Source organism: Gracilimonas sp., assembly GCF_014762685.1.
GTDB lineage: Bacteria > Bacteroidota > Rhodothermia > Balneolales > Balneolaceae > Gracilimonas.
The window spans coordinates 102968-128158 of record NZ_JABURM010000006.1 but is presented as its reverse complement, the minus strand read 5'-3'; the positions used below and the strand labels follow the sequence as shown (position 1 = coordinate 128158).

Genomic DNA, 25191 nt, shown 5'->3' with positions numbered 1-25191 from the left:
CTTTATACATTACTCATAGTTGGAATATCATCATGAAAAAACACCTGGCCCATGCTATAGAAATGATCGGTGGTAGAAGATTCAAGGAAGATTCGTTTGATGGAAACTAAATTGTCACCTAAAAATGAAAACCGAATCGCTATGGGCATGAAGATTCTATTACTTGTATTAGTATCCGGCTTCTTTGTCTTTGGAGCAGGATTTGTACCTCTTGAAGAAGACGAGCCTGAGATGCGCTACCTCATGATCTACGCCAAGGAAAAGATGGAGAAGCCCGGCTACTGTGAGACTGCCGTGGACTATCAAACCTATATGTTTCCGGCCCATGTGGACTATGATACCTATAAAAAAGCCCGCAACGCCTTGAGAAAAAGCAAAAGCAACCAGAATGAAGAACGAACCTATACCAGCCGGATGGTAACTCTAAAGCCCAATGATTTTGCCGTGGTGTATTCGGTTACCTACGACCATTGTGATGGATTGCGAAAAGATTTCTTCCTCATGAAAACAGAGAGCACAGAAGGAGTCAATGAGATCATAAAAGAAAAAGTTAAAACCTCACTGGTCGGGGATTATTATGTCTCTCATTCTATTGAATACATGGGACAGCCGTTTCAGCCGGAGGAATCTGGTTTTTGGGATAGCTTTTTGAACAACTTTAAGGAGTTTGTGCAATACCTGAGTGAGGAAGAACAAAGTGAAATCGAGGAAGAGTTGAAGAACCAAAAAAACAGGGCACTGGGGCCGGGTATACGCGGCTGAATTGTTAGATGTCCGGAGATTCCATAATCTGATTACATTCAAAAATTATATTCAACCAATATCTTAACTATAGTGAAAGATGACATTCCCCAACTGGTAAAACAGGTAAGAGAGTGGCTGGAAAATCCACTTGAATCAGGTATTGATGATGCACTGCTCCGATCTAAGGCACTACTTGCTGAGTTGCAGGGAATGCTTCAAAGCAATCCCGACTCCGGTAAAATTCTGGGGCCGCTTTTAGGAAAAGTCAGGGGATGGCAAAATCGGCTTCAGGATATCGAACCCATTGATTGGGTAAAAGTTGGAAATGGCAGCATGGCCATTGGCCACAGGCCCTCTAAGAAGTTAATAACGGATATCCGTCTCCAGGGCGGAACTCATATTTTTACTTTGCTCTCTGAGAGTGAAGGAGCCAAATCCATCCAAAAAGAAACACTGAAAGAAGATATGCAGTGGCTGTGGTTTGGCATGAGCTCCGCTGCGCCTCCCCGTGAGGAACGAATGCCTGAACTTCTATCTGTTTTTTCGGCTATGGAGGAAGCCCTCAACAACGAGGCAAGAATTTATATACATTGCTCGGCAGGCATCCACCGTACCGGGATGATATCGTATGGATTTTTACGCTATCTGGGACTCCCGGCTGCTGAAGCAATAAATAAATTGAACGAGCTGAGGCCAACTACACGGGAAGGAGTCGGGGATGACCGGCTGGAATGGGGTGAGCGGTTTGGCAGTGATTAATCATAACACGTGCAATTTCAAAAAATACCCAACCTTAATCATTCATCTTGAGTCGAAAATGGTTTTTTTTGGAATGGAATAATTGTATCCCGGTGAAACAGCCGGCTTATGCAGTGAAGAACGATCTCCCAAAATATTATTTCTATTTGGGGTACATCAATGTGTAATACTCAACTATTAAGAAATTTTCTATGAATAATTTATCAAGATCTTGGATTCCAATCGCCTTCCTGATATTGTTAGTGTCCGGATTGAGCCTCAGCGGTTGTAAAAATGGTGGAGGTGGAATTACCAATCAGGAGGAGCCTCCGATCGAAGAGCCTGAAATAACGATCAGTTTTGAAAGTGAAGAGACTTCTTTTTTGCCGGGGGAATTTATCAGGCTAGTAGTTTCCAATGCTACTTTGCAGGAGGATTCCTACAAGGCTACTATCGATAATTCATTAGAAGTAGAGCTGCCTTTTTATGAAGATGAGGGAAATAATCAAGGGCTGATATTTATCATTCCTGAGATTGAGGTGGGCAATCATACTCTTCATTTTAATGATGTTGGTGTAGATACTGCGATAGCTTTCAGTATAAATAATTATGAGTCAATCGATAATCCTGATCAGTATGTAGAAGACTTTTTGGTAGAGTCAAAGAGCAGTCTTGAACAGCTAATTCAGGTAGTTACTTCTGAAGGGGTTAAGGATACGCTGCAAATTATGCTTACTGAAATTGAAGAGGCTACCTCTTCAATGGAACAATTAAGTGATGAAGAAAGAAAACTGATTGCACGGTTTTTGAAAACCAACCTGGAGGATACTCAGTCAGCAGGTAAACAAAAGTTGTCCACTCAAACGGAATCGTGTGAACAGAAAATGGAGCTTATTACTCCGGATATGGCGTTATTGGTAACTACCATAGCAAGCTGGGGGTACGCTACCTACTTAGCCTCTACAATTTCGTGGACCGGATGGGGAACAGTAGCAAGTGGTGTCTTTTTATCTGCTACTGGTGCAACTATTTTGATCAAACTGAATAATACACTTGATAGGCGAGAAGATTTAATTAATGCTTGTATTGAACCGTTTGAAACAAGTCTTGACAATACATTTAAAGCGAAAGCCTCCAGTATTTCATTTGAACACGGTAAATCTAAATCATTTAATATAAGTTCAGAATATGATTTACCTCAATCGGTGTATACGTTGTTGGGCGAGTTAAAGAATATATATAGCAAGGTTCAAAGCTTTGTGCCGGATTCTTGGATGGAAAAAGCCAGCCAGCTCGACTATAGAGAAGTAAGATCCGAAAGTCCTGCAGGCTTTAACATAAGCAGTATTTCCGATGACAGGGTTTCTGGCATGGCTGCTGAAAATGGAGATCAACTGGCAATTACCCTGGAATACAAAAAAGGAGTCATTCTTGACGGTGAAAATACCTCCTTCACATTAGAGCTGAATAAGGAAGCATATAATCAGTCGATTACTGCGGAAGCCACACTAAAGCCCTTAGCCCCCGTTACCTACGATAAGCAAATAGTTATTGCAGAGGGCAGTACGAGCGTAAGCGATACCTTGGAAGCAGATTATGCGGCTGATTTTATCATTGAAAGCCAGCCTGCCAATGGGACCGTAACTTTAGACAATGTTTTTACCGGAGAATTTACGTACCAAGCCGATGAAGGATACACAGGTGAGGATAGTTTTACTTTTTCTGCTTCTAATAGTACCAGTGGTTCTGAGATAGGGACAGTTTTAGTTTCAGATAATGACGCACCACTAAAATTGGGTTATTACGAGTTGAGATATAGTTGGGAAACAAAAGTTGTGCTTTTTCATGTATCAAACAACTCCGGTAGTTCCTCAAAAGGTGATATTTATTATTGGGATTCTGCTGACAATACTTGGTTTGATCCTTCATTTTCTGCAACCTTCTCTGCTTCTTATGACCAATGGATTAATGAAGAAAATATTGTTTTGGTATATGTTAATACAGGTGGATGTCTTTCTGAAGGATTTAAACTTGAAAACTTCGATCCTATAGCCAATACCCACGATGGAACGTATACATCTGCAAGATGCTACAATGACCAACATATAGGGTCTTCAGTAAACCTAAAATATGTTGGAGAAGTTGTTAATAATATAAAATAATCGAAATCTGTTGGTCACAGAAAAAAACTTCACAAAACTTACAAGGGAAATGATTATGACATCTATTACCATCCATTTTATTCATTCTATGGAGATCTATCTAATGAACAGCTTTCAGTATTTTTTCTATAAAATATGCCATGCGACAATCTAAATTATATTCAGATGAAACGGTTGGAAAAGAAAAATTACTCTATCCTGATTTGTATCCATCCAGAGGAAGGGATCAAAAAATCGCACTCGCCCTGTCGCTTTGGTGTCTACTGACACTTTCCCTGTTGTTTAGTGACTTACTGGATTCACCGACAGTAAACGATACCCTTATGTCACTTCTTCTTATAATGTGGCTAGTCTATGGGAGCATTTTTCTTGCTAATTTCATAAAGAAAAGAATATTCCAGGTATTGTGGATTCTATTCACGGGTTGTCTGCCGGTGTTGGTACTTTTGGGTACCAAATTGGGCAATGTTCAACTGGAATATTTCGAGCCAATAAAATTTTTGTCAATTCTGATTATTCTCGCTGTTCTGTATGAAATGTTGATAATGCTTGCCAGTGTAGTGTATCTGTTCAATTATTGGATAGGGTGGTTTAAAGGAAGCAGCAGGGGGCCCACCTTTAAGGTTGTATCTCTGCAGTTCACTATTCTGGTGATTCTGTTCATATTATTTACAGAAATTAGTAATTAGTTAACATTGACAGGATGATTAACGTGTTTATTTTCACATGGGCGAGTGCCTATAGGGTTGTTTATCTTTCCTTCTTATGGATAGGAATGAGTTTATGCTACACCTCCAGGTAATGATCGTCTAGCAAACGGAATGAGGCGATTGCTAATTTCACGGGGTCAGATATTATCGTGGGAAAACAGATTTTTAATTATTATAGCCTGTTTAGAGACTTAATTACTTATCATTTATTTTATTAAACCTTATGATTGATATCACACAGCTCACTGGCATGCAAGAACCGGAGCCTTATCGTTGGATTTACTTTGCCCCGCCCCAGTTCAGAGAGCTCTCGCCCGAACATCAGGACCAGTTTTATTTTCTCGATGCCGCTTCTACAGATGCCGTTTATGAAGTGGTCAACAGTGTGGATCTGCTCTGTGGTGATGACGGCTGGGGGAATAAGCCTTTTAGCGAGGGTTGCTACAGGACTGTAGAACACTTTAAGATGTCTGGAGATGAAGGCGGGCTGAAGAAGTGGCTTTATCGCCGCGGCCTGGCTTTTAAGACCGAGGTACTGCTGCTACCGGTCTTTAAAACAGAAAGTACTCCTATTATCATGACGACCTGGAAGATGGTTTCCAAGTATACCGCGACGTTTTTTAACGGGGACAACCTGATCATCGTTGATTCCAGCCTAAGCTGGTGTCTTTATTACCACCACGATGATATCCTATACTTTGCTCGGGACAGAAGCTTTTAATTCATATCATTTGAGCATTCATCATCTACATCTTAGAGTATTTCACTTTTTAAATCCTTGTTTCAAACCTTTAGCTGAGTACCGGCTTTGCTGATAAAGCTCAGTTTAATCGAGATCTTTAGGTTTTTTCAGGAATCGTGGGCCCTAGGGAACCGTCATTTAAGACGGTATCCCTGCAACTTTGTGTCTTGGTGATTGTGTTGATTATAACAGGAATAATTTATAGTTAGGTGTTAATCATGCAAAAATTTATCGGTATATCTTTTCTGTTAGTTCTGGCTGTCTTAGGTCTTGGCTGCACGGCCCTCAACTTTGGAGTAGGCGCTGCTATTACTCCGCCTCAAAAAGATGTGCAGGAAAAACAGTTTAAACCGGAATCATTCCATTCTATCTATCCCATTAAATTCACAACAAAAGTGTACAGCAACTCTTCTGTAAAACAAGTCGGTATGTCCAACGGGTTCTTTGTCAAAGAAAAAGGATCTACCAACCTGCTTCACATGGATCGGAATGATGTTGTGGCGCACCGCCAGAATAACGGAGAACTGAAAGGATATATCACGCATCTTGGGAAAAGTCCGGAAGGAATCTTTCTTCGGTTTCGTGATGAACAGAAGGTGAGCATATATGAAATAGATACTCTCAAATTTTATACTATGAAAAGGGATCCTGAATACTCCTATGTAACTGAGCACATTGGACTCGTAACGGATTCAACCCGGCAATCCCTTCTCGGTTCCGACATAGAAAACTTCTATCTGGGGTTTGATGTCTACCGGACTGATGCAGAACCCTATTTTGTTGAGGTTGAACAAGTAGACAAGATCGTTTATCGAACCGGAATGGGACCGTTGCCTTATTTTCTGGGGGGTATTGGATTGTTAACGGATATTATCGTGGGGACACTGATTTTTCTACTCTAAGAAAGACTAAAAAAGAGCGAATGTATAGCTAATCCACACATAGCTTTTTTAAGCAAATGTTAGAATCCTAATAAGGTTTGGCATTTTAGAATATAAGTTGCTAATGTAAAACTACTTTAAGACACTCTGTATCACCTCGTTATCGGGAAGGATAAATTTTGGGGTGCAGACGGGACAAAAAACTGACATTCAATTAAGACACATTGGCTATGGAAAGGCTTTACCCCACGGGACCGATTGATAATCTGATGAGGCAGATATCGAGGTTGCAGCGTTTCAGGGTTGAAAAAAAAGACCGATTCGAAGAACTAACAGGCCGGGAAGTTGAAATCCTGACTTTGGTTGCGAGGGGATTGAAAAATCCTGCCATCGCTAAAAAACTGGACATTTCTCGGGTAACGGTACAAAATCATAGGGCCCGGATACGCGATAAACTTAATATTCAAAGTCAGTCAGACTATATAAAATATGGGCTGGCATACGACTTAATTCAGCTCTGATTTTTTCATGTCGTATTTAACCGATAAGGAGCTCCTTGAGCGTTTTGAATTCTACACTATGCAGGTGGAAGGACAGTTGCTGAAAGGAGAGGATTTTAATACCATAGCGGATCAAATTCCGTATTCAGTTCATCTCAATAATTCTGAAACACTTGAAGTGATTCAGACAAACAGGGGACATGCCGAGGTTACCGGGTATCATCTGGATGAAATACGTGAGTTGGGAATGGAGTATCTGGAAAACAATGTCCATCCGCATACCATGGCTTCGGCTTCTGAATTGATCTCCTCATATGCCAGGCTAAACCATCATCAAACGTTTACATTTGTGCAGTATGTCAAGCTTCACCAGTCCAAAGATTTTTCGCCTCTTATAACAGTTACCAAATCTTCAAAACTTCTTGGCGACCTGGTTGTTTGCCTGTCTCCCCAGCCCAAAGATTTTGGTTCTATGTCTCCAAAAATGGAGCAGATTGTCAAGATGGATCAATTCAAGCTGAAACACTTCAAGCGGTTCCAGCAGCTCACCGAACGGGAAGTCGAAATTTTAAAACTGTTGGCCAACGGCTGCAATAATCCGGATATCGCAGAGCAGTTGTTTATTTCTCGGAGCACCGTGGAAACCCATCGCAAAAATTTAAAACGAAAGCTTAACCTAAAGTCCTTCCGTGATCTAATGAAGTACGCTTTTGCTTTTGATCTGGTTGGAATTTAATCATTGCAAAAAATATATATGGGATATTTAACTGATAAAGAGTTATTAGAACATTATGAATTCTATACACTGCAGATAGAAGAACAGTTAATTAACGGAGAAGATTTTGAGAATCTGGCTAATAAATTTCCTTTTTTTATCAGTCTAAATAACCCCCGAACTTTTGAATTACTTCATGTAAATAATAAACATACTAAACTTACCGGTTTCACATTTGAAGAGATAACAGAAAAGTGGGATGAGTACATTAAAGTTGTTCATCCTAATACTATTGAAAGTATTAAAGCCTTTTTGCCGAGATTTTATGCCACAAAAAATGAAAATGAGACTATAGCTTTTTTACAGTATGTTAAAGGTCAATACGATTCAGAATTCCTCCCATACATTACCTTTAGCAAACCTTCTGCCCTGCCCGAAGGTTTAAACTTGTGGGTAACTGTTTCTCCTGAAGACTTTGGTAAAAAGAAAAGAAAGATTGAGCAGGTTATCAGAATGGATGAATTCAAACTTAAGCATTTTAAGCGTTTCCAGCAGCTCACCGAACGGGAAGTCGAAATTTTAAAACTGCTGGCCAACGGTTGTAATAACCCTGAGATCTCAGGGCGGTTGTTTATCTCCCGAAGTACGGTAGAAACCCATCGCAAAAATTTAAAACGCAAGCTTAATCTAAAGTCCTTGCGTGATCTGATGAGGTACGCATTTGCTTTCGATTTGATAGAAGTTTGAATCGGCCATGAAAATTGATTGTGGGTGATTCCCTCCATTTCATTCAATTCCGTAAACCCATCTTTTAAGTTTTGAATCTCCATCTTTGAAATCCCTGCCTGCCAGCTTTTGCTTGCTGCTAAAAAATACCCAATGTTGATCATTCATTATTAAGAATTGATTTATTACTTGTCTGAGAGGGGAATAATACGCCGGAAAAATAGAAATCAGACAATTTATAAAGCGAAAACAATGGAGAAACAAGAAGAAACCAGAAAGCGGATAATGGAACTGTTCAGCAAGGTGCCGAACCTGCAACGATTTATACAAGTAAACAGAAATCGGTTTAATGAGCTGTCAGACCGGGAGATTGAAATTCTTACTCTGGTAGCTGAAGGGATGAACAATTCGGACATAGCGGCCCGTTTGGAAATTTCAAGAGCAACCGTGCAGAATCATCGGGCCGGCATTCGAAAAAAACTGCCAATCAATAATCAGGCCGACTACATTAAATACGCTCTTGCGTTTGGGTTGATCTCGTTCTGATACGCCTGTTCCGGTAAAATATCTTGAAATTCTCAAGAGTATTGAACATTCAAAATCCGATCTTTTGAGACATGAATATAATTTAACAGATTCGAAAGCAGACTTTCTGCGGCTGCGTCAGGATATCATGCAGTCCAATTACCGGCTAATCAGCCAGGTACTGAAAAGAGATCGGTTTCGGCATCAGCATACCGAGTGTTTCCGTCAGCTTACCGAGCGGGAAGTGGAGGTTTTGCAGTTGCTGGCCGCCGGGCTAAACAACCCGAAAATTGCACAGACTCTTTCCATATCACGCTACACGGTGGAAACCCACCGCAAACACCTGAACCGGAAGTTGGACATCAGATCCTATAACAAGCTGGTAAAATATGCCCTGGCGTTTGATTTGATAGAATTTTGATACCTTATAATTTTGCACCGGTCAATTCCTGTTCAGCTCAACCCATAACTCAGTAGTCAAGGCTAACTATTCCAAAATATACCCAATCTTAATCATTCATCTTCAAAAGGAAGTGCCTTTCTTTAATTTACAGTTACTGCACAGATATCTTGTGTCATGCTGGTGATAATTAGGGGTAAGTTAAAGAGGCCCAATTATAGAAATTCAAATTTAAACGAGAAGCTGTCTGGAGTCAGCCAGTCATATATTGAACCTTATGAAGAATAAAACATACCTTATCTCTCTTCTGCTATTTACAGTATTTGTTACTTTGTTGGCGGGCTGTAAAAATGCGGACTCACCTACAGAGCCGACCGAAGAAAAATCTTCAATTAAAGCCATATCCGGCGATGAACAATCCGGCGTAGTTGCCACCGAACTTGCTCAGGCACTGATAGTTAAAGTCAGTAAATCAAACGGAGAGCCGGTAAGCGGTACAAACGTTAATTGGCTAGTCAAAACCGGTGAAGGCTCCATCAGTTCTTCGAGCACAACTACTGATGATCAGGGAAAAACACAGGTTCAATGGACACTTGGAATTATAGCCGGAAAACAAAGTGTCGAAGCTAAAATATCCGAAGCTGGTTCCACGGCCACGTTTGGCGCCGTGGCAGAGGCGGATGAACCGACGCAGTTTATAGTCAAGCCCGAATCGTTTACCTTACAGACTTGGGGCGATTCTCTCCAGGTCTCTGCAAGTATTGCAGATCAGTACGGCAACCCCGTTGACTCAGAACCGGTAACGTGGAGTAGTTCCAATTCCGAAGTTGTATCTATGGATGAGAATGGATGGGCCAGGAGTTATTGGGCAGCACGTCCGGGGGAGGCAGTACTTACGGCTGATGCCGCCGGATATACCGCTCAGGTGAATGCTGAGGTGAAGGCACAGATGAACCCCAACTGCAAAGAACCGACCGATTTCCCGGTGCAGGGAGCCGTTGCCGGCATCCCTACTTTCGCTTCAGAATATATTGTGGAGGCTACGCCTCCACCTTATTATGATAATAAAGCTGCGGTAGGAGATTTCGATGGGGACGGTGATGAAGACATTATGGTTTTCAGCTACAATGTGCCTTGGGATAATACCGGAAATAAGGATGGGGAAGTTCTTTTTTGGGAAAATGACGGCACCGGCCAATTTTCCGATGCAACGGCAGTGGTTCTCGAGCCGGACTTTATCAAGGCCGAACATACTGCAGACGTGGAAACAGCTGAGTTCAACGGCGATGGTATTCTCGATATATTTATCCCCCAAAGTGGGTATGATCAGGATCCGTTTCCCGGTGCTCCTAACCGTCTCTTCCTTAGCAACGGTGATGGTACGATAACCGAAGAAGCCCCCACTAATCTTTCTCCCCATGAAACCACCGGCTATACCCATTCTTCGGCCTCGGGCGATGTGGATTGTGACGGCGATATCGATATTTACGAGGGGGATCTGTTCAACGGCGAGGGCCCGCACCTCCAGATTAACAATGGGAGTGGCTCATTTGTGGCCGAGGATGACCGCCTTCCCCCAAAAATCGCCTCCTCGGAACTAGCCTATACAGACTCAGAGTTTCTGGACGTTGATCGGGACGGCGATCTGGACCTTATGCTTGGGGAAATTGGCGGCAGTGGCGATGTGCTGCTAATCAATGACGGCTTCGGATATTTCAGCCGGTCGCCTGCCAAAACCCTTCCAGAACCTTACTTCACTGTTGATAACGTATCGGTAAGACTCCGGGCCGGCGATCTTAATCTTGACGGCTGGCCCGACCTGCTGGTATCCCAGACCCCGGAGTACAATGACAAGCGACTTGCGCTTTGGCTAAACAATGGCGACGGCACGTTTACTGACGATACCGCTGACCGTCTTCCGCAGCCCTGGGAAAGCTGGACAGCGCAATTAAACATTGTTGACTTAAACAAAGACGGCTGGCCGGATCTTCTCATTGACCGGTATATGCTTATAAACCAAGGGGGGACCTTTTTTGATGCCACGGGATCAGTGGAGGGGTTATACCTGAATGAACCCGAAAAGCGGGATTACAGCACCTATCTCACCTTTCCCATCGATGCCGACGGAGATAATTCGCAAGATATTCTCATCGTCCGCGGATGGTATCTGTTTGAGGAAGGGGAAGTTACGCCTGCAGTTATACTTCGGAACACAAATTGATGTTTTTAACAATGAAAGAACAACTTGTTTCGACTCCATTGCCCAAAGCCGCTTTAATGATCAAAAGAATCAGGTTATAAACACTTTGTGTTGCCAATAAAAAAAGCGACAAAAACTCGTTTATACCGGTGGTTACTTGCTGTAAGTCAAGATTCACTACTATTCCAAAATATACCCAAGCTTAATCATTCATTTCTCAAAATAGAGGCTTTTCTTATTATGGAATATAGAAATGAAGTAGAACGACATGCTTATGCGGTGCTTACTAATTCAGTCTGAGGTATGTTGATGTAAAACGGGCATAGCTTCTTCAGGTAAACCAGTCACAATACATTAATTACGGGATTATGAAAGCAACGATACAATATAAATGGTTTTTCGGGGTACAACCTTTCAAGACGTCTATCCTAGTCATTGTTTTGGCAATTGTTTTTGTAAACTCTAATGCTGTTGCACAGCAAACTCATACCGTTTCGTTTCAAACTTCGGATGGGATTTATGGACATGCCGTCATCAAGACTGCTCCGAGGTCTATGGGCACGGGTTATATTGTAATCGATTCACAGAGACTTGTTTATGAAGGAGTAAGAGGCAGCTTCAAACTATCCGGAATTACATTTCCTCTGACTGCTCAAAAATATACCATCGACTTGAAGGGTTCCGGCTGCATGAGATTAAACTCACAAACACCGGATTGCGGCAGTTTTTCCATGCAGTACCTGGGTGCCAGCACTTCCGATTATACTGAGGCTGCATTCAGTGAGAGTGCAAAACAGAAGCACAATGATATTAGAAGGGAAACCGGAGAAGAAATTTGGATAAACCGAGGGTTTGCTCAGAATATTGAGATTACTGAGGTCAGAGGAGATGACCTCAATTCTATAAGAAAGGCAATCAACGCTGCATCAGCAGAAACTACAGAATCGCAGGAAGTGATAGGAAACGAGCAGGGAAGTGAGGAAGAAGCGCAGCAGGGTACAGAAGAAGAGCAACCGATACAGCAGAAAACGACCTCCAACCAATACCAGCAGAATGATGGAAAAAATAGTGATAGTTATGAAAATGGTGAAGAGATTAGTATTCCTGCTCCTGTAATTAATCCGGCAAATAAGCGAATTGTCGATGACGAGATGCTGGACTTTTTGAATTCAACTGCTAATGATTCTGAAAATCCACGTTTTAAGAAGATGGTAGAGGAATTTAACAGTTATAGAAATACTGCTGCCCAACAAAAAATGATCATCGGTTCTGTTGCCCCTTTAAGCCAACAAGATTACGACGAATATAACATGGCAGAAAATATGGCCCAGGCGGTTAGTGTGGGAAAATTCATATTGGGTTCCATATTTAGCAAGGAAAAGAATAAAGAACCGACAATCAGCCCAAGCCAGAGAAAAGCGGAATCCTCAATATCGCAATTGAGTAAGCAGCTGCGGGAACTGTATGATGAAATTCAAACGATTCCAAACTATCGCAGCTATGATGAAAATACTCTGGCGTCTCTCGATAAGATTGAAGCTAAAATCTATAAATATGAAAGGATAACAGCTCCGTCACGGTTGCTGTATCTGAAATTTACTTTGTCGAATCAGATGTTGGACATGAATGATCTGAATGCCCTTTCCAATAGCATCAATAATGAGATGGGCCAAGAGGGGAATAAAAATTTGATCGATCAGATAGAAACAATACAACATCGCTATCCGGAAATCGAGAATGTACCCCACATGGGCAACGCTAATTTCGGGTTCCAGGAAAACCTGAATACCATCCGTGTTATCCGTGCAAGATGCCTGAGAAATATTGGTAGAATAGCGGAAGCTGAGAAGATAGAGAAAGACATAAGTTATGATGTAATTCCATACAACGCAGTACGACTACTCTACAGTGCTTATTCCGAAAACAACTACTATGAGAGCATCAAACTTTATCAGCCGGTGAAAAGATATTTTTCAGAGAAGATGGGTAGTGATTTCATGTATCTAGAACTGCCACATCTTACAGCAAATTATGAAGGTTTATATCGAACTGATGCTACCTACCTGCTTGGTATAGGTGTGTTGGCACATCTGTACTCCGGTAAGTTCAGCCAAGCATGGGAAGAGTTCCTTTTCCTGAGGGACTTTCAGGGCGTTTTGGAGAAAAAACTGGAGGATAACAAGAAGTTACCGGATCGGAAGAAAGCGTATGGACCATCGGACGCGGAATATGAAGCATATATCAGGGGATCTGAGAGCATCATTTCGACCATTGAGTCTGCATTACTCAGTAAGGCGGGCAATCATCAGCAAGCTCTTGAGAAAATTAACCATGCCTTAAAACTCAATAATGAAGGCTCTTCTGGGGTAGCTTCTGCTCAAAAGTATGAACCTTGGATGCTATATCAGAAAACACGGGTTCTGGTTGAACTAGGTAATTTTGAAGCGGCGAGAGAATCGGCACGTCTGGCAAAAACTGAAAACAGGAGCGCAATTGAAAACTTTAAAATAGATTTTGATTCAGATGAGCTTAGTTTTTTGATGGCTTTTGTACGATTCAAGGAAAAGGATTACAACGGTGCACTTCTCGCACTAAAAATTTTGGAGAGAAGAAATCCCAAAGTAGCTAAATATCATCTGCTTGAGGAGGATATACACATAGAACAGGGAGATCAGCAAAAGGCGGATGCGGCCAAGAAACAATACATAGAAAAAATCACTTCGTCATGAAATTAATGAATCAAGAAGTAAAACTTTCACTAGTTACAACCATTTTATTGCTATTTCTGAATAATCCTGCATTCTGTCAAAATGTAGGAATTATACCGATTATTTCCTCAAGTGGATCAATTATGAATTACAATGAACCGGCCACTATTTTTTTCGTAGATGGTGACCGAGGTGAAATTATGAGTTTTGCTGATATCAAGCAAGTTCCGCATCAACAACATATCTCGCTGAATATGCAAAAAAATACAGGCTACATTTTCACCAAACATTATGGATATAAGGTTGATCTGAACACCGGGGAACATATCGTCGAATATCAAGCATTTGACTTGCTTGGAACAGATGATCTTACTGGAATTGATCTTAATATCTATCTGAATCCTATCACAGTCGAAAATGAAGGTATTGCTTACTACAACGTAGTAGATGAATTGTCTAAATCGACAAAAGAAATAAATGTTTATAGGGTGGATCTGAATGAGCAAACTACCAAACATGTGGCTACCTTCGAAGATGAAACCCAATATACATTCGATAGCATAAATGCGGATACCATCAGTTTTTATGATCGCCAGAAATTTTTAATTACTAAATACAGCCTCTCCACAAAACAGTTGCTAAGCAGGATAGAACTCAATGTAAACTTGGATGAATTTGATGAACTAAGTGGGATGAGTCCTAATTTTATACAGAAACCTACAAGGGATTCACTGGGCATTTATAATTTCATAGTTCAGAAATATGAGTATGACAAAGAATACAAGGCAACGGGAAATTCGAAAGTATTTGCGCTGAAATACGATGAGGATTTAGGAAAGGTGGTTTCCATCGAAGAGATTCCTTCAGCAGGTATAGTGGCAGGTATTCAGACTTATGGAGGTGATTTGAGGTATTTTCAGAACTATGATTGCAATATACCGCCGATGCCAGTGCATACCATTCCAGAAGTCAAAATAAAGCTGTTGAGACAGAAGAAAAGTATGGCTGAATATAACAGGAAGCTTGAGGAAGGTGTGCAAGAATTCAATAAGAAATTAGAAGAATGGAGCAAACTATCTAATGATATAAGGAGATGTACCCTGAGGATATTCCGTGATGAAATGATGACTGACCTCCACATGGAGATTCCTGAAGCCAAATTTGGTACAATATATTCAGACAGTATTCTGATTGTAAATAATGAACAGACATTGAGATCATTCAACCTGAAAAGTAGGACACCTAATTGGACATTAGATATTGACTTTTGATTTTGCCTGAGTAGAATCAAAAAATAGCTATCAGGATGGTATATATAAAATAAATTTGTAAAAAGAGGGCTTCCCGAAAGGGAGGCCTTTTTTCTTGTCTATCCTTTTTCTAAAACTAAAAAGAGTTTCCCTGTGACGAGTGTACCGAGGAACAGCAATGGGCTACAATGCAATTTAGCCCAAAAATAGCGAAGCGGTAACCTGATGGCGAAGCCTCCGAAAGATTATGGGACTTACACACTGGGCTTGTAGTAAGTCCCATAACTCGCTGTTATAAATCAATCTTTAATGTGGTTACAAAAATCATTAAATAGAGTACAGTAATAATTTAGATCGATTAATAATGCCACAAACATATAAGATGTTTATACAGGCCAGTGAATTTGACAAAGTTGCTGGAGAAGTCATGGGGATGGTAATAATAGTAGGTACAATAATATTTTTGATTTGGGCTTCAGTTGGAAATGCACAAGAAACTAAAAAAGTCACAAAAGATGTTTTTAAACTAAAAAAAACTTTACCAGAAAAGAACGAGATATGGAAGGCATTTATATCAACGATATCTCAAATTACAGAAGCAAGTTGTAAATGCCATTTGCCGACTTATAGAATTTTTGAAGTGTATGAAGATGGAGCAATTCAATATAGGTGTTTGACCTGCTCTAAAAAGGGAAGGCATTCAGGTGTAAAAATCAATAGCGCATTAAAATCGAATGGTTCAAAAATTACAAATGTAGCACAGGTATTTGAAATAATAAGTTCAACCCAATGGAAGATGGACAACATCAATCAAGGGCCTTATGGTAGTATTAGCAATAATTTGACTGAGTGGGAGATACCAAATACTAGGGGCCCTTGGTATAGGGGAATAACCTTTAAGCCAATCAAAGAAACAGAAGAGGAATTAGGGAAAAGAAGAAGAAGAATATCTACTAAAACTAAACAAATTGTATGGGATAGGGATGGGGGCCAATGTGTTAATTGTGGAATAGAATATGATTTAGAATACGATCACATAATTCCATTTTCAAAAGGGGGAAGCAATGGCCCTAATAACATTCAGTTATTGTGTAGAAAATGTAACTCAAAGAAAAGGGCGAAAATTTTGTAAATATCATAACCTTTTTGCTAACTCATTTAAATTAGATCTAGGAAATTTAACTTGATTACATATTTAAAGTACATAACGGTTAATGACAAAGTGATAAAAAGTCTTTTTGGTAATTTGAAATTGAAATTCTCAAAACCAAAAACTCTTAACGATCCTCTTGAGTTTAATCCATTAATTAAGAATTTAAGCGATCCAGATTTTTACAAGTATTCAAGAAATAATGGGCGCATACAAAAAAGTGAAGCACAGAAATTATATGATGATGTATTAAAGCCAAGAATTAATAAGTATGGTGTTCTTTCGCTATCAACGAATGAAAAATCTTATTCTATGTGGAATTTTTACTCAAATGGACACAGGGGGATGTTGCTAGAGTTCAATAACGATTTTTTGGAAAAGGCATCATTTAAAATAGTTTCTGGCAAAACTCCGATGGAAGTTGACTATACGAATGATATTTCTATTGAGGCAAAAAAGTTAAAGGAAATGAAATACAATGATGAAGAATTGGTAAAAATATTATTTAGAAAGAAGTATAAAGTTTGGGAGGCTGAAAAAGAGTACAGAGTAATATCAGAAATAGATTCAGATAGTGAGAATGATTTTGCTTTACTGGATTACGACCCGAGTATGTTAAGATCGGTCATATTTGGGGCTAATATGGAGCCAAGTCTAAAAAAGAAAACTATGGATTACTTGAAGAGCTATAACGTTAAGCTTTGTCAGTCTTTTATTTTGAAAGATTTAATAAGTGATAATCCAAGTGATTTTATTGAGTATTTAGACTTAACTGAAGAAAAAAATAGACCAATATTGGATAGTATAGCTGACTTGCCGAGTGAAGTATTTATTTCTAATAACCAGTTTTTAAGTGAGCCTATATTTAAAAATAGTAAATCATAGAGTACTTTGTTATACCTATATTATACCCCTAAAACAATAAAGCCCTGCAAATCAATGACTTACAGGGCTTAAATGTACACCCGGGGGGATTCGAACCTCCAACCGCCTGATTCGTAGTCAGGTACTCTATCCAATTGAGCTACGGGTGCAAATATTTGAGAGCATCAAAGATAAGAAGATCATAACTGCAGGGCAATTATTTTTAAACCCAAAAACCGAGGACTGATTATTCATCATTATTTTCGGCATGGGGTATAATGTTTTGATATTATCCGTCTGAGAGGTTATTTGTAACACATAGCTGTAGAATTTCTCTTTCCTGAAACTTTATCATGGATATTGCTTATAGGACAACGGTTGGTTTTATCTCAAAAACTGAAATTTTAATACACAGAAATGCGACTATTATTATGAAAAAATTACTATTGCTGGTAAGCCTGTTGATGTTACTTCCGGGACTTACTATCGCCCAAAAAGGCGAAAAGGATAAAGAAGAAAAAGAAGATAAATTTGCAGAGCTGATAAAAGAAGCTGAGAAGCTCGAAGGGTTTTTTGATCTCTATAAAACAGATGAAAAACTCTACATGGCTTTAACCAAGGAAGATCTCAACAAAGAGTTTTTAATGAACTTTGAGATTGCCCAGGGTATTGGGTCTTCCGGCTTATATGGCGGAACCATGCTGAATATTTTTGAGGGGCTTTTAGTCCGATTGGAGAAAAAGGAAGGTAAAATATTTTTGGTGCAGATTCCTCATCGATATAAAGCAGAAGATGGAACTCCGGAGGCGAAAGCAGTTGAGCTAACCTATGGAAATTCGGTATTGGAAACCGGAAGTATTGAAGCCACTAACGAAGACAGCGTGATGCTTGTGGATGTTTACAGCTGGTTTGTCGGAGACCTATCAAACATAAGTCAGCGGGTTCAATTTGCGGTTTCATCCCAGCCGGGACAACCCGGTCGCGCTTCATTGGATAAAGGGAAGAGCTATCTGGAGTCCGTGAAATCATTCCCGGAAAATACCAATGTAACCGCCAAGTTGACTTTCAATAATGCCGAGAGGGGAGCTCCCAGAACGGTAGCCGACGGACGGTTCATTCCAGTCTCCATTCATTATACCATGGCTGCTCTGCCTGAAAATCCGATGGAGCCTCGTATGGCGGATGACCGAACCGGGTATTTTATGACCGTTCACAAAGACTTCACCAATGATGACGACACCTTTTTCAAACGCTATGTAAACAAATGGCGCCTGGAGTGTGATGGCGAGCCGGGGATGGATGGTTTGTGTGACCCGGTAAAACCGATTACTTATTACATTGATCACACCGTTCCTGAACGATATCGCGAAGTGATGATGGAGGGAGTCACGGAGTGGTCCAAAGCTTATGAAGCCGCCGGATTCCGAAATGCAGTACGTGCCGAAATGCTTCCCGAAGATGCCGAGCCGGAAGATATTAGGTATGCTACTCTGCGCTGGAATGTTTCCGATCAGCCCGGGTATGGAGCTATTGGTCCTTCGGTGGTTGATCCGAGAACCGGAGAGATTCTCGATGCTGATATCTTATTTGAGGCAAACATGCTGTTGGGTGATAAAAATGAATATCGTGAAATGGTAGAACCCCGTTCGGCTATTGATGAGGTTTTTAATGTAACTGCAGAAGAAATCGGGCAGATGAAGTACGGTGAGACGGCTTCCTTCTTTGCTGAAATGTCGATGCAATTGGATGTAGTAAAAAGTGTTTTGCTTACAAAAGGTTTGATGAAGCCCGGAGACCCGGTTCCCAAAGAATTTGTAGATCAGGCCTTGCGCTGGGTTACCATGCATGAGGTTGGCCATACCCTCGGGCTTCGCCACAATTTCCGTTCTTCCATAGACACCCCGCTGGATAAATTGCATGATGAAAAATGGGCAGAAGAAAACGGTGTTTTCAGTTCGGCAATGGAATATCCCACCGTGAATCTTTCTATGGAAGGGGAATCAGCTGATGGATATTATTATAATCCGAGTGTCGGAAGTTATGACCGATGGGTAATCAGCTATGGCTATACTCCGGATGCCGACAAGGCTAAAGAAATTGCAAGACAGGCAGCACAGCCCGGCCATGCGTATGGTACGGATGAAGATGCTCGCGGTGCAGGTGCGGTTGATCCACTCATCAATGTGTATGATCTTGGTGACGATCCGCTGGCTTGGGGTAAAGATCGTGCCCAGTTGCTGCAGGGACTCATCCCGGAAATTCCGGAGATTGTACTGGCAGATAATATGCCCTATTACGAAGCCACGGATCTGTTCAATACCTATTTCTTTCAGTATTCGCGAACACTGGCTCCGGCCATTAAATATATAGGCGGGCAGTATCAGTATCGTGATCATGTAGGTGACCCGGATGGAAGAATGCCATTTGTGGCCATTCCAAAAGCCAAACAGCAGGAAGCGCTGGATATGATCATCGAGTATGCGCTGGATGCTGATGCATTTGAACTTTCTCAAGATGTATTCCAACAAATGGGAGCGAACCGTTGGAGTCACTGGGGCAACTCAGCTACCTATGGTGGTCGTATAGATTATCCGCTGCATTCACAGTTAGTTGGTATTCAGTCTTCATTACTTTCACAGTTATTGAATGGAACCCGTTTAGAGCGAATCCGTGACACGGAAGTGAAATTTGGAGCAGAGAATACAATCACAATTCCCGAATTGATGGAAACTATTACCAATGCGGTTTGGAGTGAAGTATGGTCGGCTCCGGGAAGTAATATCAACAGTAACCGACGAGATTTACAACGAGCATATCTGGATGAAACGATCGATATTGTAACGGATGCTCCCTCTAATATGCCGGCTGATGCCCGTTCGGTTTCCCGCCATCAGTTAACTGATCTGAATCAGCGAATTACGCGTCGTTTAACACCTCCGTACAATTTTGATGCATATACCGAAGCGCACTTGCGCGAAGTGAGTGCGAGAATTGAGAAAGCGCTGGAGGCAGGGTTAAGTTTAGAAAACTAATTCAGCCAAAACTTTAAAATTAAACAGCCCGTTCTGATAAAACAGATCGGGCTTTGTTTTATGTATCAGCTATAGTTTAATAGTTAAAGGTATAGGTGTATTTCAGCAATATCGTCCTGTTATCTGTAATCGGTAAAACAGGATTCATTCTCGAGCGGTTTGTATTGAAAGTCTCATTAAAAACGATGTAAAGATCATTACCTTCGCTCGGGTTATATCTTATTCTCAAATTAGAGATGATTCCGTTAGAAAGGCTGTTATACTGGGTAAATGCGGAAACTGAAAATGCGATGTTAAACATATACAACATTCTGAGACGTGCTACACTTGCAGTCAGTAGTTGATTGCGATCAGGAAAAGTTACGTAGTTGATTTGATATAACCCTGAAAGATTTAGGCTGGGGGAGACGCTCCAATTGGGAGATATTCCAAGTGTATGTCTCCATCCGTCAAAAAAGGTGCCGGTATATCCACTGAATGTTGCCGTAAGTAATCTGGAATTGGATGTTTCGAATGAGAAATTGCTCCCAAAAAAATCATAGGCTCCGGCAGGGACTTCTACTTCATTACTCAGGTCAAATGTCTGCGGTACGTCTTCATATTGATATTTAAAATCAATGGTTACATTTGCTGATTTTAAGGTATTTAAATTGTATTCAGGACCGATTTCCAAAGACTCGGTAGTACCGGTTTCATTGCTTAGTATAAGAAATCCATTTGCACTTATTTTGTGCCTGTTTATAAAAGAATGGTGGTCGGGAATCCAGCCAATTCCGAGGCTATTCCCAAACCGGGTAAAGTTGGACCTGTTTTGAAAGCCCAGGCCGGGATTATAACTTTCACCCGAATAAGAATAACTTAGGTCATAGGTAAACCCGGCGAAATCCCTGTTTTCAAAGTTTATTCGCAAGCGGGACGGATCAGTTGAAAGTAACTCGGAGTTTTTCTCATCATCAAATGTTTGTGCCCAAGCCGTTGTAAGATAGCTTTGATCGAATAACTTAAATACCCCATCTATTCCATACGCAATGTTTTGTGATCCATCTGTTCCTATAAGGGAGGTCATCATACCTCCTACATAAGTGTTTTCGTTAATGATTTGCCGCCGTAATCTTAACACACTGTTATTTTTGCTGCTGACACCTTGCGCTGCTTCCGTTTGCATAGATAGGAAGCCAAGATCCCAGGGTCCGGTTCTTCCTACCACCCGTGCTCCACCGTAAATCCGGCTCGGCTCCCCGTTATGAATGCCAATTCTTCTGCTGTAAAAAAGCCGGTCAGGCCCGCCAAATCCAAAATCGAAGGTGCTGGAGCGCTCCAGGAAAAAGAGCCGCTTTTCAGGGAAGAACAGAGAGAAGCGGGTGAGGTTTACCTGCTGGTTATCAGCCTCAACTTGTGCAAAGTCGGTATTAATGGTTACATCGGCTGTCAGGTTGCTTGTCAATCCAAACTTTACATCCAGACCAGGCTCCAGAGTAGTGGTATTCTCGAGCTCATATTCGGTTTCTTGATTATTTAAAATATTTCTTTGTGTGACACCCCCCAATAGGTAAGGTGCGATATATAAGGGTTTCCTGTTGGAGAGATTCTCAAAAGTTATTTCCAGAAATTGAGAGGGTTTAAAAGGACTCCAGAATCCCCATTGATCTGAAATATTAGGATACGAATCCCATTCACTTTTACGGGCTATATAGCGAATTATAGACAAGCCCATGGTGGTTTTTCCTTTACTGTCCTGAAACCGGAGACTTGAGACGGGAATTCTCATTTCAACCGTCCAGCCCCGGTCGTTTTGATTCACCTCCACATCCCAAAAAGTATTCCAGTCTCGATTGACCGGAAAATCGCCTTGTCCATCATTATAAATATGGAAGTCGGTACGAAGTCCGGATGGAGTTGTTAAAAACGTCAGGCCATTTTCTTTGTCGTTGAATGTATCCAGGAAGATGCCAAACCAGTCGCTATTTAGGCCCATTTCATCTCTTTTTTTAGTTGGAGCCTGAATTTTTTCCGGTTCACTGTCGCTCATATTTCCTGCCACATAGAGATACCGGTCATCGTACATGAGGTAAACGGTTGTGGGTTCTGAAGCTTCCTCGCCATTGCCGGGTGAGTGCATGACCAAGCGGAAGGTAACAGCATCTTGCCAGGCATCTTCACCAAGGATTCCATCGAGATGGATTTCCTTCATTGTTTCCGGAATTATAGTTGGTGATTGTGCATATACATCGGAAATACCACTAAAATTGAATACGAACAGAAGCAAAGCGGTGCCTGCCGATATTTGAAATGGGATGAAAATATCTTTTTTGAAGTGATCAAATTTCATATGAGTGGTTGTTCTGTATTAATTAAAAGGATGCAAACCAAATAACAGCCGTAAAAGCATGAAAGTGGACATAAAATTGACTCTTAAAAAATAGGGCATAGTAACTTTGCCAAAAAGCAACGATGGAAAGCAGCAGTAGCCCGATTATCAAAATGCCTGAATTAGTATAATCCAATTTGGCTGTTTTCATAAGTCCGGAAGTTAGTTTATTTGTTCTCCACTTTATAAGCTACAAGTGGTAAGCATTGGAGAAAAGGATGCTCTTGGAAACTGTCTCGACAAGAACCACTTTTTTCAAATAGAAAGACTGATCAATACCAATACCCATTATTTATTTATACCCGTTTCTTTTTCAAGGAGTAAGCTAATAGATTTTTTGTATTATCAAAACTGAAAGCAGGGTTTGAATGTAGATTTTAATTCAACTTTTTATTTTGTTTAACCTCAAATTATAATCAATAGCTAAATCAATGAAGTACGATGTTTCGGAACGATATAATTGTGTAATTATCTCACTAAAAGGCAATGTTATGGGTGGGCCGGATGCTGAGAAATTCAGAGAAACCCTACATAAGTTTATTGAGGAGGGTAAGAAAGAGGTGATTGTGGACCTTGGAAAGGTAAAATTTATGAATTCTTCCGGGCTGGGGATTTTGATAGGCGGATACACCACCATGAAGAATGCCGGCGGTGAATTGGTTATCTGTCAGGCTGATCAAAAGATCGAAAGCTTACTTATGGTTACGCAGCTTATAAAAGTATTCAACCATTTTCGCACATTGGAGGATGCTGTAGCGCACTTTGAAAATGACAAGTAAATAAAAAATCCCGCACTAATTGAATAATGCGGGATTTTGGCGTTTAAAGTTTTTGCTTTAGTACCTGTATTGGTCTGACTTATAAGGTCCGGTAATTGGCACGCCGATGTATTCAGCTTGCTCTTCCGTCAGTGTTTCAAGCTCCACACCAATTTTAGACAAGTGTAGTCTCGCTACTTTTTCATCTAATGATTTGGGCAGTACGTGCACTTCCGGCTCAAATTCTTCCGGTCGATTCCAAAGGGCTATTTGTGCCAGCGTCTGATTCGTAAAGCTGTTACTCATCACGAAAGAAGGGTGTCCTGTTGCATTACCAAGGTTCATTAACCTTCCCTGAGAAAGCAGTACTACTTGCTTGCCGCTGTCATTGAGGGTGAAAATATCTACCTGTGGTTTGATGTTTTCTTCCTTGGAGTTTTTCTTCAGCCAGGCTACATCGATTTCATTATCAAAATGACCAATATTTCCGACGATCGCCTTGTCTTTCATTTTTTTGAAGTGGCGGTCTTTGATGATGTCTTTATTTCCGGTGGCTGTTACAAAGATATCTCCTTCTTCGGCGGCATCATCCATTTTCTTTACTTCGAAACCATCCATAGCAGCCTGAAGTGCACAAATGGGGTCAATTTCAGTAACAATAACCCGTGCACCGGCGCCATTTAATGAAGCGGCTGTTCCTTTACCAACATCTCCATATCCTGCAACAACAGCTACTTTGCCGGCCATCATTACATCGGTTGCGCGACGAATGGCATCAGCGGCAGATTCTTTACAACCGTATTTGTTATCAAATTTAGATTTGGTAACAGAGTCGTTTACGTTAATCGCTGGAAGTTTAAGGGTTCCCTTGCGTTCCCGTTCAATCAGGCGAAGTACTCCGGTAGTGGTTTCTTCTGAAATCCCATTGATTCCTTCAACCAGTTCAGGGTAACGATCTAAAACCATATTTGTAAGGTCGCCGCCATCATCCAAAATCATGTTTAAAGGCTGTCCGTCGGGGAAAAAGAGGGTTTGTTCTATCGCCCAGTCAAATTCTTCTTCGGTCATTCCTTTCCAGGCATATACCGGAACTCCGGCTTTAGCCATGGCTGCGGCGGCGTGGTCTTGTGTGGAATAAATATTGCAGGAAGACCAGGTTACTTTTGCTCCCAGCTCAATAAGGGTTTCGATAAGTACAGCGGTTTGGATGGTCATGTGCAGGCATCCGGCAATCCTGGCACCTTTTAGCGGTTGTTCGTCTTTGTATTCTTCTCGGAGCGCCATCAAACCGGGCATTTCGGCTTCAGCGAGCTCAATTTCCTGTCGCCCATAATGAGCCAGTGAAATATCTTTTACTTTGTATGCTAATTTCTCTTCTACTTGTGGCATATTCAATTAAGGTGTTTTGTTTTGTTCTATAATTTCTTTGGCTTTGCGATAATCTCCTTCAGGTCCCACGGAACCAAGTTCCGAAGTAATAAAATATCCCTGAGGATCTACAAATACTTTGAAAGGGATGCCAAGAGTAATGATTTCATCCCCGATTTTTTCAGTATCGATAGTATAAATAAAATCGTAATCGTTGTTGTCACGGAATGTTTCTACGTCTTCTACAGTGTCCGAATTATTTAAATTAACGGCCACTACAACAAAATCGTCCGGGTATTCATTCTGAAGAGAATCCATAGTAGGGAAAACCTGCAGGCATGGTCCGCACCAGGTTTCCCAAAAATCAAAGAGTACTACTTTTCCCTGGAGCTCGGCAGCAGTGACTTCATTGCCTTCCAAATCCTGGAAAGTAGCATTCCAGATAGTTTTGTCAATTTTTTGTTCTTCAGTAGTTAAATCACGCGGATTGTTTCGGTTTGCATCTGAGCAAGACGCAAAAGTCAAAATTGCAGCCATTGTGATGGCTAAAACAGAAGTTTTCATAAATAGTTTGTAACAGGATTTGGATTTTTAACTCTTAAAGATACGATTTAGTTCTCTAAATGCGGAAAACAGTTAGGGTATTAAAA

22 protein-coding genes and 1 tRNA gene are annotated in these 25191 nt (G+C 40.9%); 18 read left to right on the top strand and 5 right to left on the bottom strand.

Going from position 1 to position 25191, the window contains the following annotated elements:
* Positions 1 to 2: 2 nt before the first annotated feature.
* On the bottom strand, positions 3 to 149 hold the full coding sequence (locus tag HUJ22_RS10120; RefSeq protein ID WP_290876869.1) for a hypothetical protein: 147 nt from the start codon (positions 147 to 149) through the stop codon (positions 3 to 5).
* Between HUJ22_RS10120 and HUJ22_RS10115 the strand changes: the two genes are divergently transcribed.
* The 16 genes from HUJ22_RS10115 (at position 148) to HUJ22_RS10040 (ending at position 17036) form a co-directional block, all read left to right on the top strand.
* Entirely contained in the window at positions 148 to 762 is a 615-nt protein-coding gene (locus HUJ22_RS10115; RefSeq protein ID WP_290876867.1) for a hypothetical protein, read from the top strand. The genes HUJ22_RS10120 and HUJ22_RS10115 overlap by 2 nt on opposite strands.
* A 72-nt stretch (positions 763 to 834) precedes the next feature.
* On the top strand, positions 835 to 1503 hold the full coding sequence (locus tag HUJ22_RS10110; RefSeq protein WP_290876865.1) for a tyrosine-protein phosphatase: 669 nt from the start codon (positions 835 to 837) through the stop codon (positions 1501 to 1503).
* A gap of 191 nt (positions 1504 to 1694) precedes the next feature.
* Entirely contained in the window at positions 1695 to 3644 is a 1950-nt protein-coding gene (locus HUJ22_RS10105) for an Ig-like domain-containing protein (RefSeq protein ID WP_290876863.1), read from the top strand.
* A gap of 140 nt (positions 3645 to 3784) precedes the next feature.
* Entirely contained in the window at positions 3785 to 4333 is a 549-nt protein-coding gene (locus tag HUJ22_RS10100) for a hypothetical protein (protein ID WP_290876860.1), read from the top strand.
* Between the two features lie 244 nt (positions 4334 to 4577).
* Positions 4578 to 5075, top strand: a complete 498-nt coding sequence (locus HUJ22_RS10095; RefSeq protein ID WP_290876858.1) for a hypothetical protein — start codon at positions 4578 to 4580, stop codon at positions 5073 to 5075.
* Between the two features lie 239 nt (positions 5076 to 5314).
* Positions 5315 to 5998, top strand: a complete 684-nt coding sequence (locus HUJ22_RS10090) for a hypothetical protein (protein WP_290876856.1) — start codon at positions 5315 to 5317, stop codon at positions 5996 to 5998.
* Between the two features lie 209 nt (positions 5999 to 6207).
* On the top strand, positions 6208 to 6498 hold the full coding sequence (locus HUJ22_RS10085) for a helix-turn-helix transcriptional regulator (RefSeq protein ID WP_290876854.1): 291 nt from the start codon (positions 6208 to 6210) through the stop codon (positions 6496 to 6498).
* Positions 6499 to 6505: 7 nt separating this feature from the next.
* A complete protein-coding gene (locus HUJ22_RS10080; RefSeq protein WP_290876852.1) occupies positions 6506 to 7213 on the top strand; it encodes a helix-turn-helix transcriptional regulator in 708 nt (235 codons plus the stop codon).
* A gap of 18 nt (positions 7214 to 7231) precedes the next feature.
* Entirely contained in the window at positions 7232 to 7939 is a 708-nt protein-coding gene (locus tag HUJ22_RS10075; protein ID WP_290876851.1) for a helix-turn-helix transcriptional regulator, read from the top strand.
* Positions 7940 to 8170: 231 nt separating this feature from the next.
* On the top strand, positions 8171 to 8464 hold the full coding sequence (locus HUJ22_RS10070; RefSeq protein WP_290876850.1) for a helix-turn-helix transcriptional regulator: 294 nt from the start codon (positions 8171 to 8173) through the stop codon (positions 8462 to 8464).
* A gap of 64 nt (positions 8465 to 8528) precedes the next feature.
* Entirely contained in the window at positions 8529 to 8864 is a 336-nt protein-coding gene (locus HUJ22_RS10065) for a LuxR C-terminal-related transcriptional regulator (protein WP_290876849.1), read from the top strand.
* A gap of 256 nt (positions 8865 to 9120) precedes the next feature.
* Positions 9121 to 11064 carry an FG-GAP-like repeat-containing protein gene (locus HUJ22_RS10060; RefSeq protein ID WP_290876848.1) on the top strand — a complete coding sequence of 648 codons (1944 nt, stop codon included), beginning with the start codon at positions 9121 to 9123 and terminating at the stop codon, positions 11062 to 11064.
* A 347-nt stretch (positions 11065 to 11411) separates the two neighbouring features.
* Complete coding sequence (locus HUJ22_RS10055; protein ID WP_290876846.1) at positions 11412 to 13772, top strand: hypothetical protein; 2361 nt, start codon at positions 11412 to 11414, stop codon at positions 13770 to 13772.
* Positions 13769 to 15022 (top strand): hypothetical protein, encoded by a 1254-nt coding sequence (locus HUJ22_RS10050; protein ID WP_290876845.1) that lies wholly within the window; start codon positions 13769 to 13771, stop codon positions 15020 to 15022. Before HUJ22_RS10055 ends, HUJ22_RS10050 begins: the two co-directional genes overlap by 4 nt.
* A 343-nt stretch (positions 15023 to 15365) precedes the next feature.
* Positions 15366 to 16133, top strand: a complete 768-nt coding sequence (locus tag HUJ22_RS10045) for an HNH endonuclease signature motif containing protein (protein WP_290876843.1) — start codon at positions 15366 to 15368, stop codon at positions 16131 to 16133.
* A 114-nt stretch (positions 16134 to 16247) separates the two neighbouring features.
* Positions 16248 to 17036 carry a DUF2971 domain-containing protein gene (locus HUJ22_RS10040; RefSeq protein ID WP_290876841.1) on the top strand — a complete coding sequence of 263 codons (789 nt, stop codon included), beginning with the start codon at positions 16248 to 16250 and terminating at the stop codon, positions 17034 to 17036.
* A 75-nt stretch (positions 17037 to 17111) separates the two neighbouring features.
* Here HUJ22_RS10040 and HUJ22_RS10035 read toward each other — a convergent pair.
* A tRNA-Arg gene (locus tag HUJ22_RS10035) sits at positions 17112 to 17185 on the bottom strand.
* A 261-nt stretch (positions 17186 to 17446) separates the two neighbouring features.
* Here HUJ22_RS10035 and HUJ22_RS10030 point away from each other — a divergent pair.
* The gene (locus tag HUJ22_RS10030; protein ID WP_290876839.1) at positions 17447 to 20047 is read left to right on the top strand and encodes a zinc-dependent metalloprotease; all 2601 of its coding nucleotides are present in this window, start codon (positions 17447 to 17449) and stop codon (positions 20045 to 20047) included.
* 76 nt (positions 20048 to 20123) lie between these two features.
* Here HUJ22_RS10030 and HUJ22_RS10025 read toward each other — a convergent pair whose 3' ends face one another.
* A complete protein-coding gene (locus HUJ22_RS10025) occupies positions 20124 to 22376 on the bottom strand; it encodes a DUF5916 domain-containing protein (RefSeq protein ID WP_290876837.1) in 2253 nt (750 codons plus the stop codon).
* Between the two features lie 470 nt (positions 22377 to 22846).
* On the opposite strand from HUJ22_RS10025, the gene HUJ22_RS10020 reads away from it, so the two are divergent.
* Positions 22847 to 23194 (top strand): STAS domain-containing protein, encoded by a 348-nt coding sequence (locus HUJ22_RS10020; protein WP_290876835.1) that lies wholly within the window; start codon positions 22847 to 22849, stop codon positions 23192 to 23194.
* 57 nt (positions 23195 to 23251) lie between these two features.
* On the opposite strand, the gene ahcY is transcribed toward HUJ22_RS10020, so the two are convergent.
* Positions 23252 to 24562, bottom strand: coding sequence for an adenosylhomocysteinase (ahcY, locus tag HUJ22_RS10015; RefSeq protein ID WP_290876834.1), 1311 nt, complete (start codon positions 24560 to 24562; stop codon positions 23252 to 23254).
* Between the two features lie 6 nt (positions 24563 to 24568).
* A complete protein-coding gene (locus HUJ22_RS10010) occupies positions 24569 to 25105 on the bottom strand; it encodes a TlpA disulfide reductase family protein (protein ID WP_290876832.1) in 537 nt (178 codons plus the stop codon).
* Positions 25106 to 25191 lie beyond the last annotated feature (86 nt).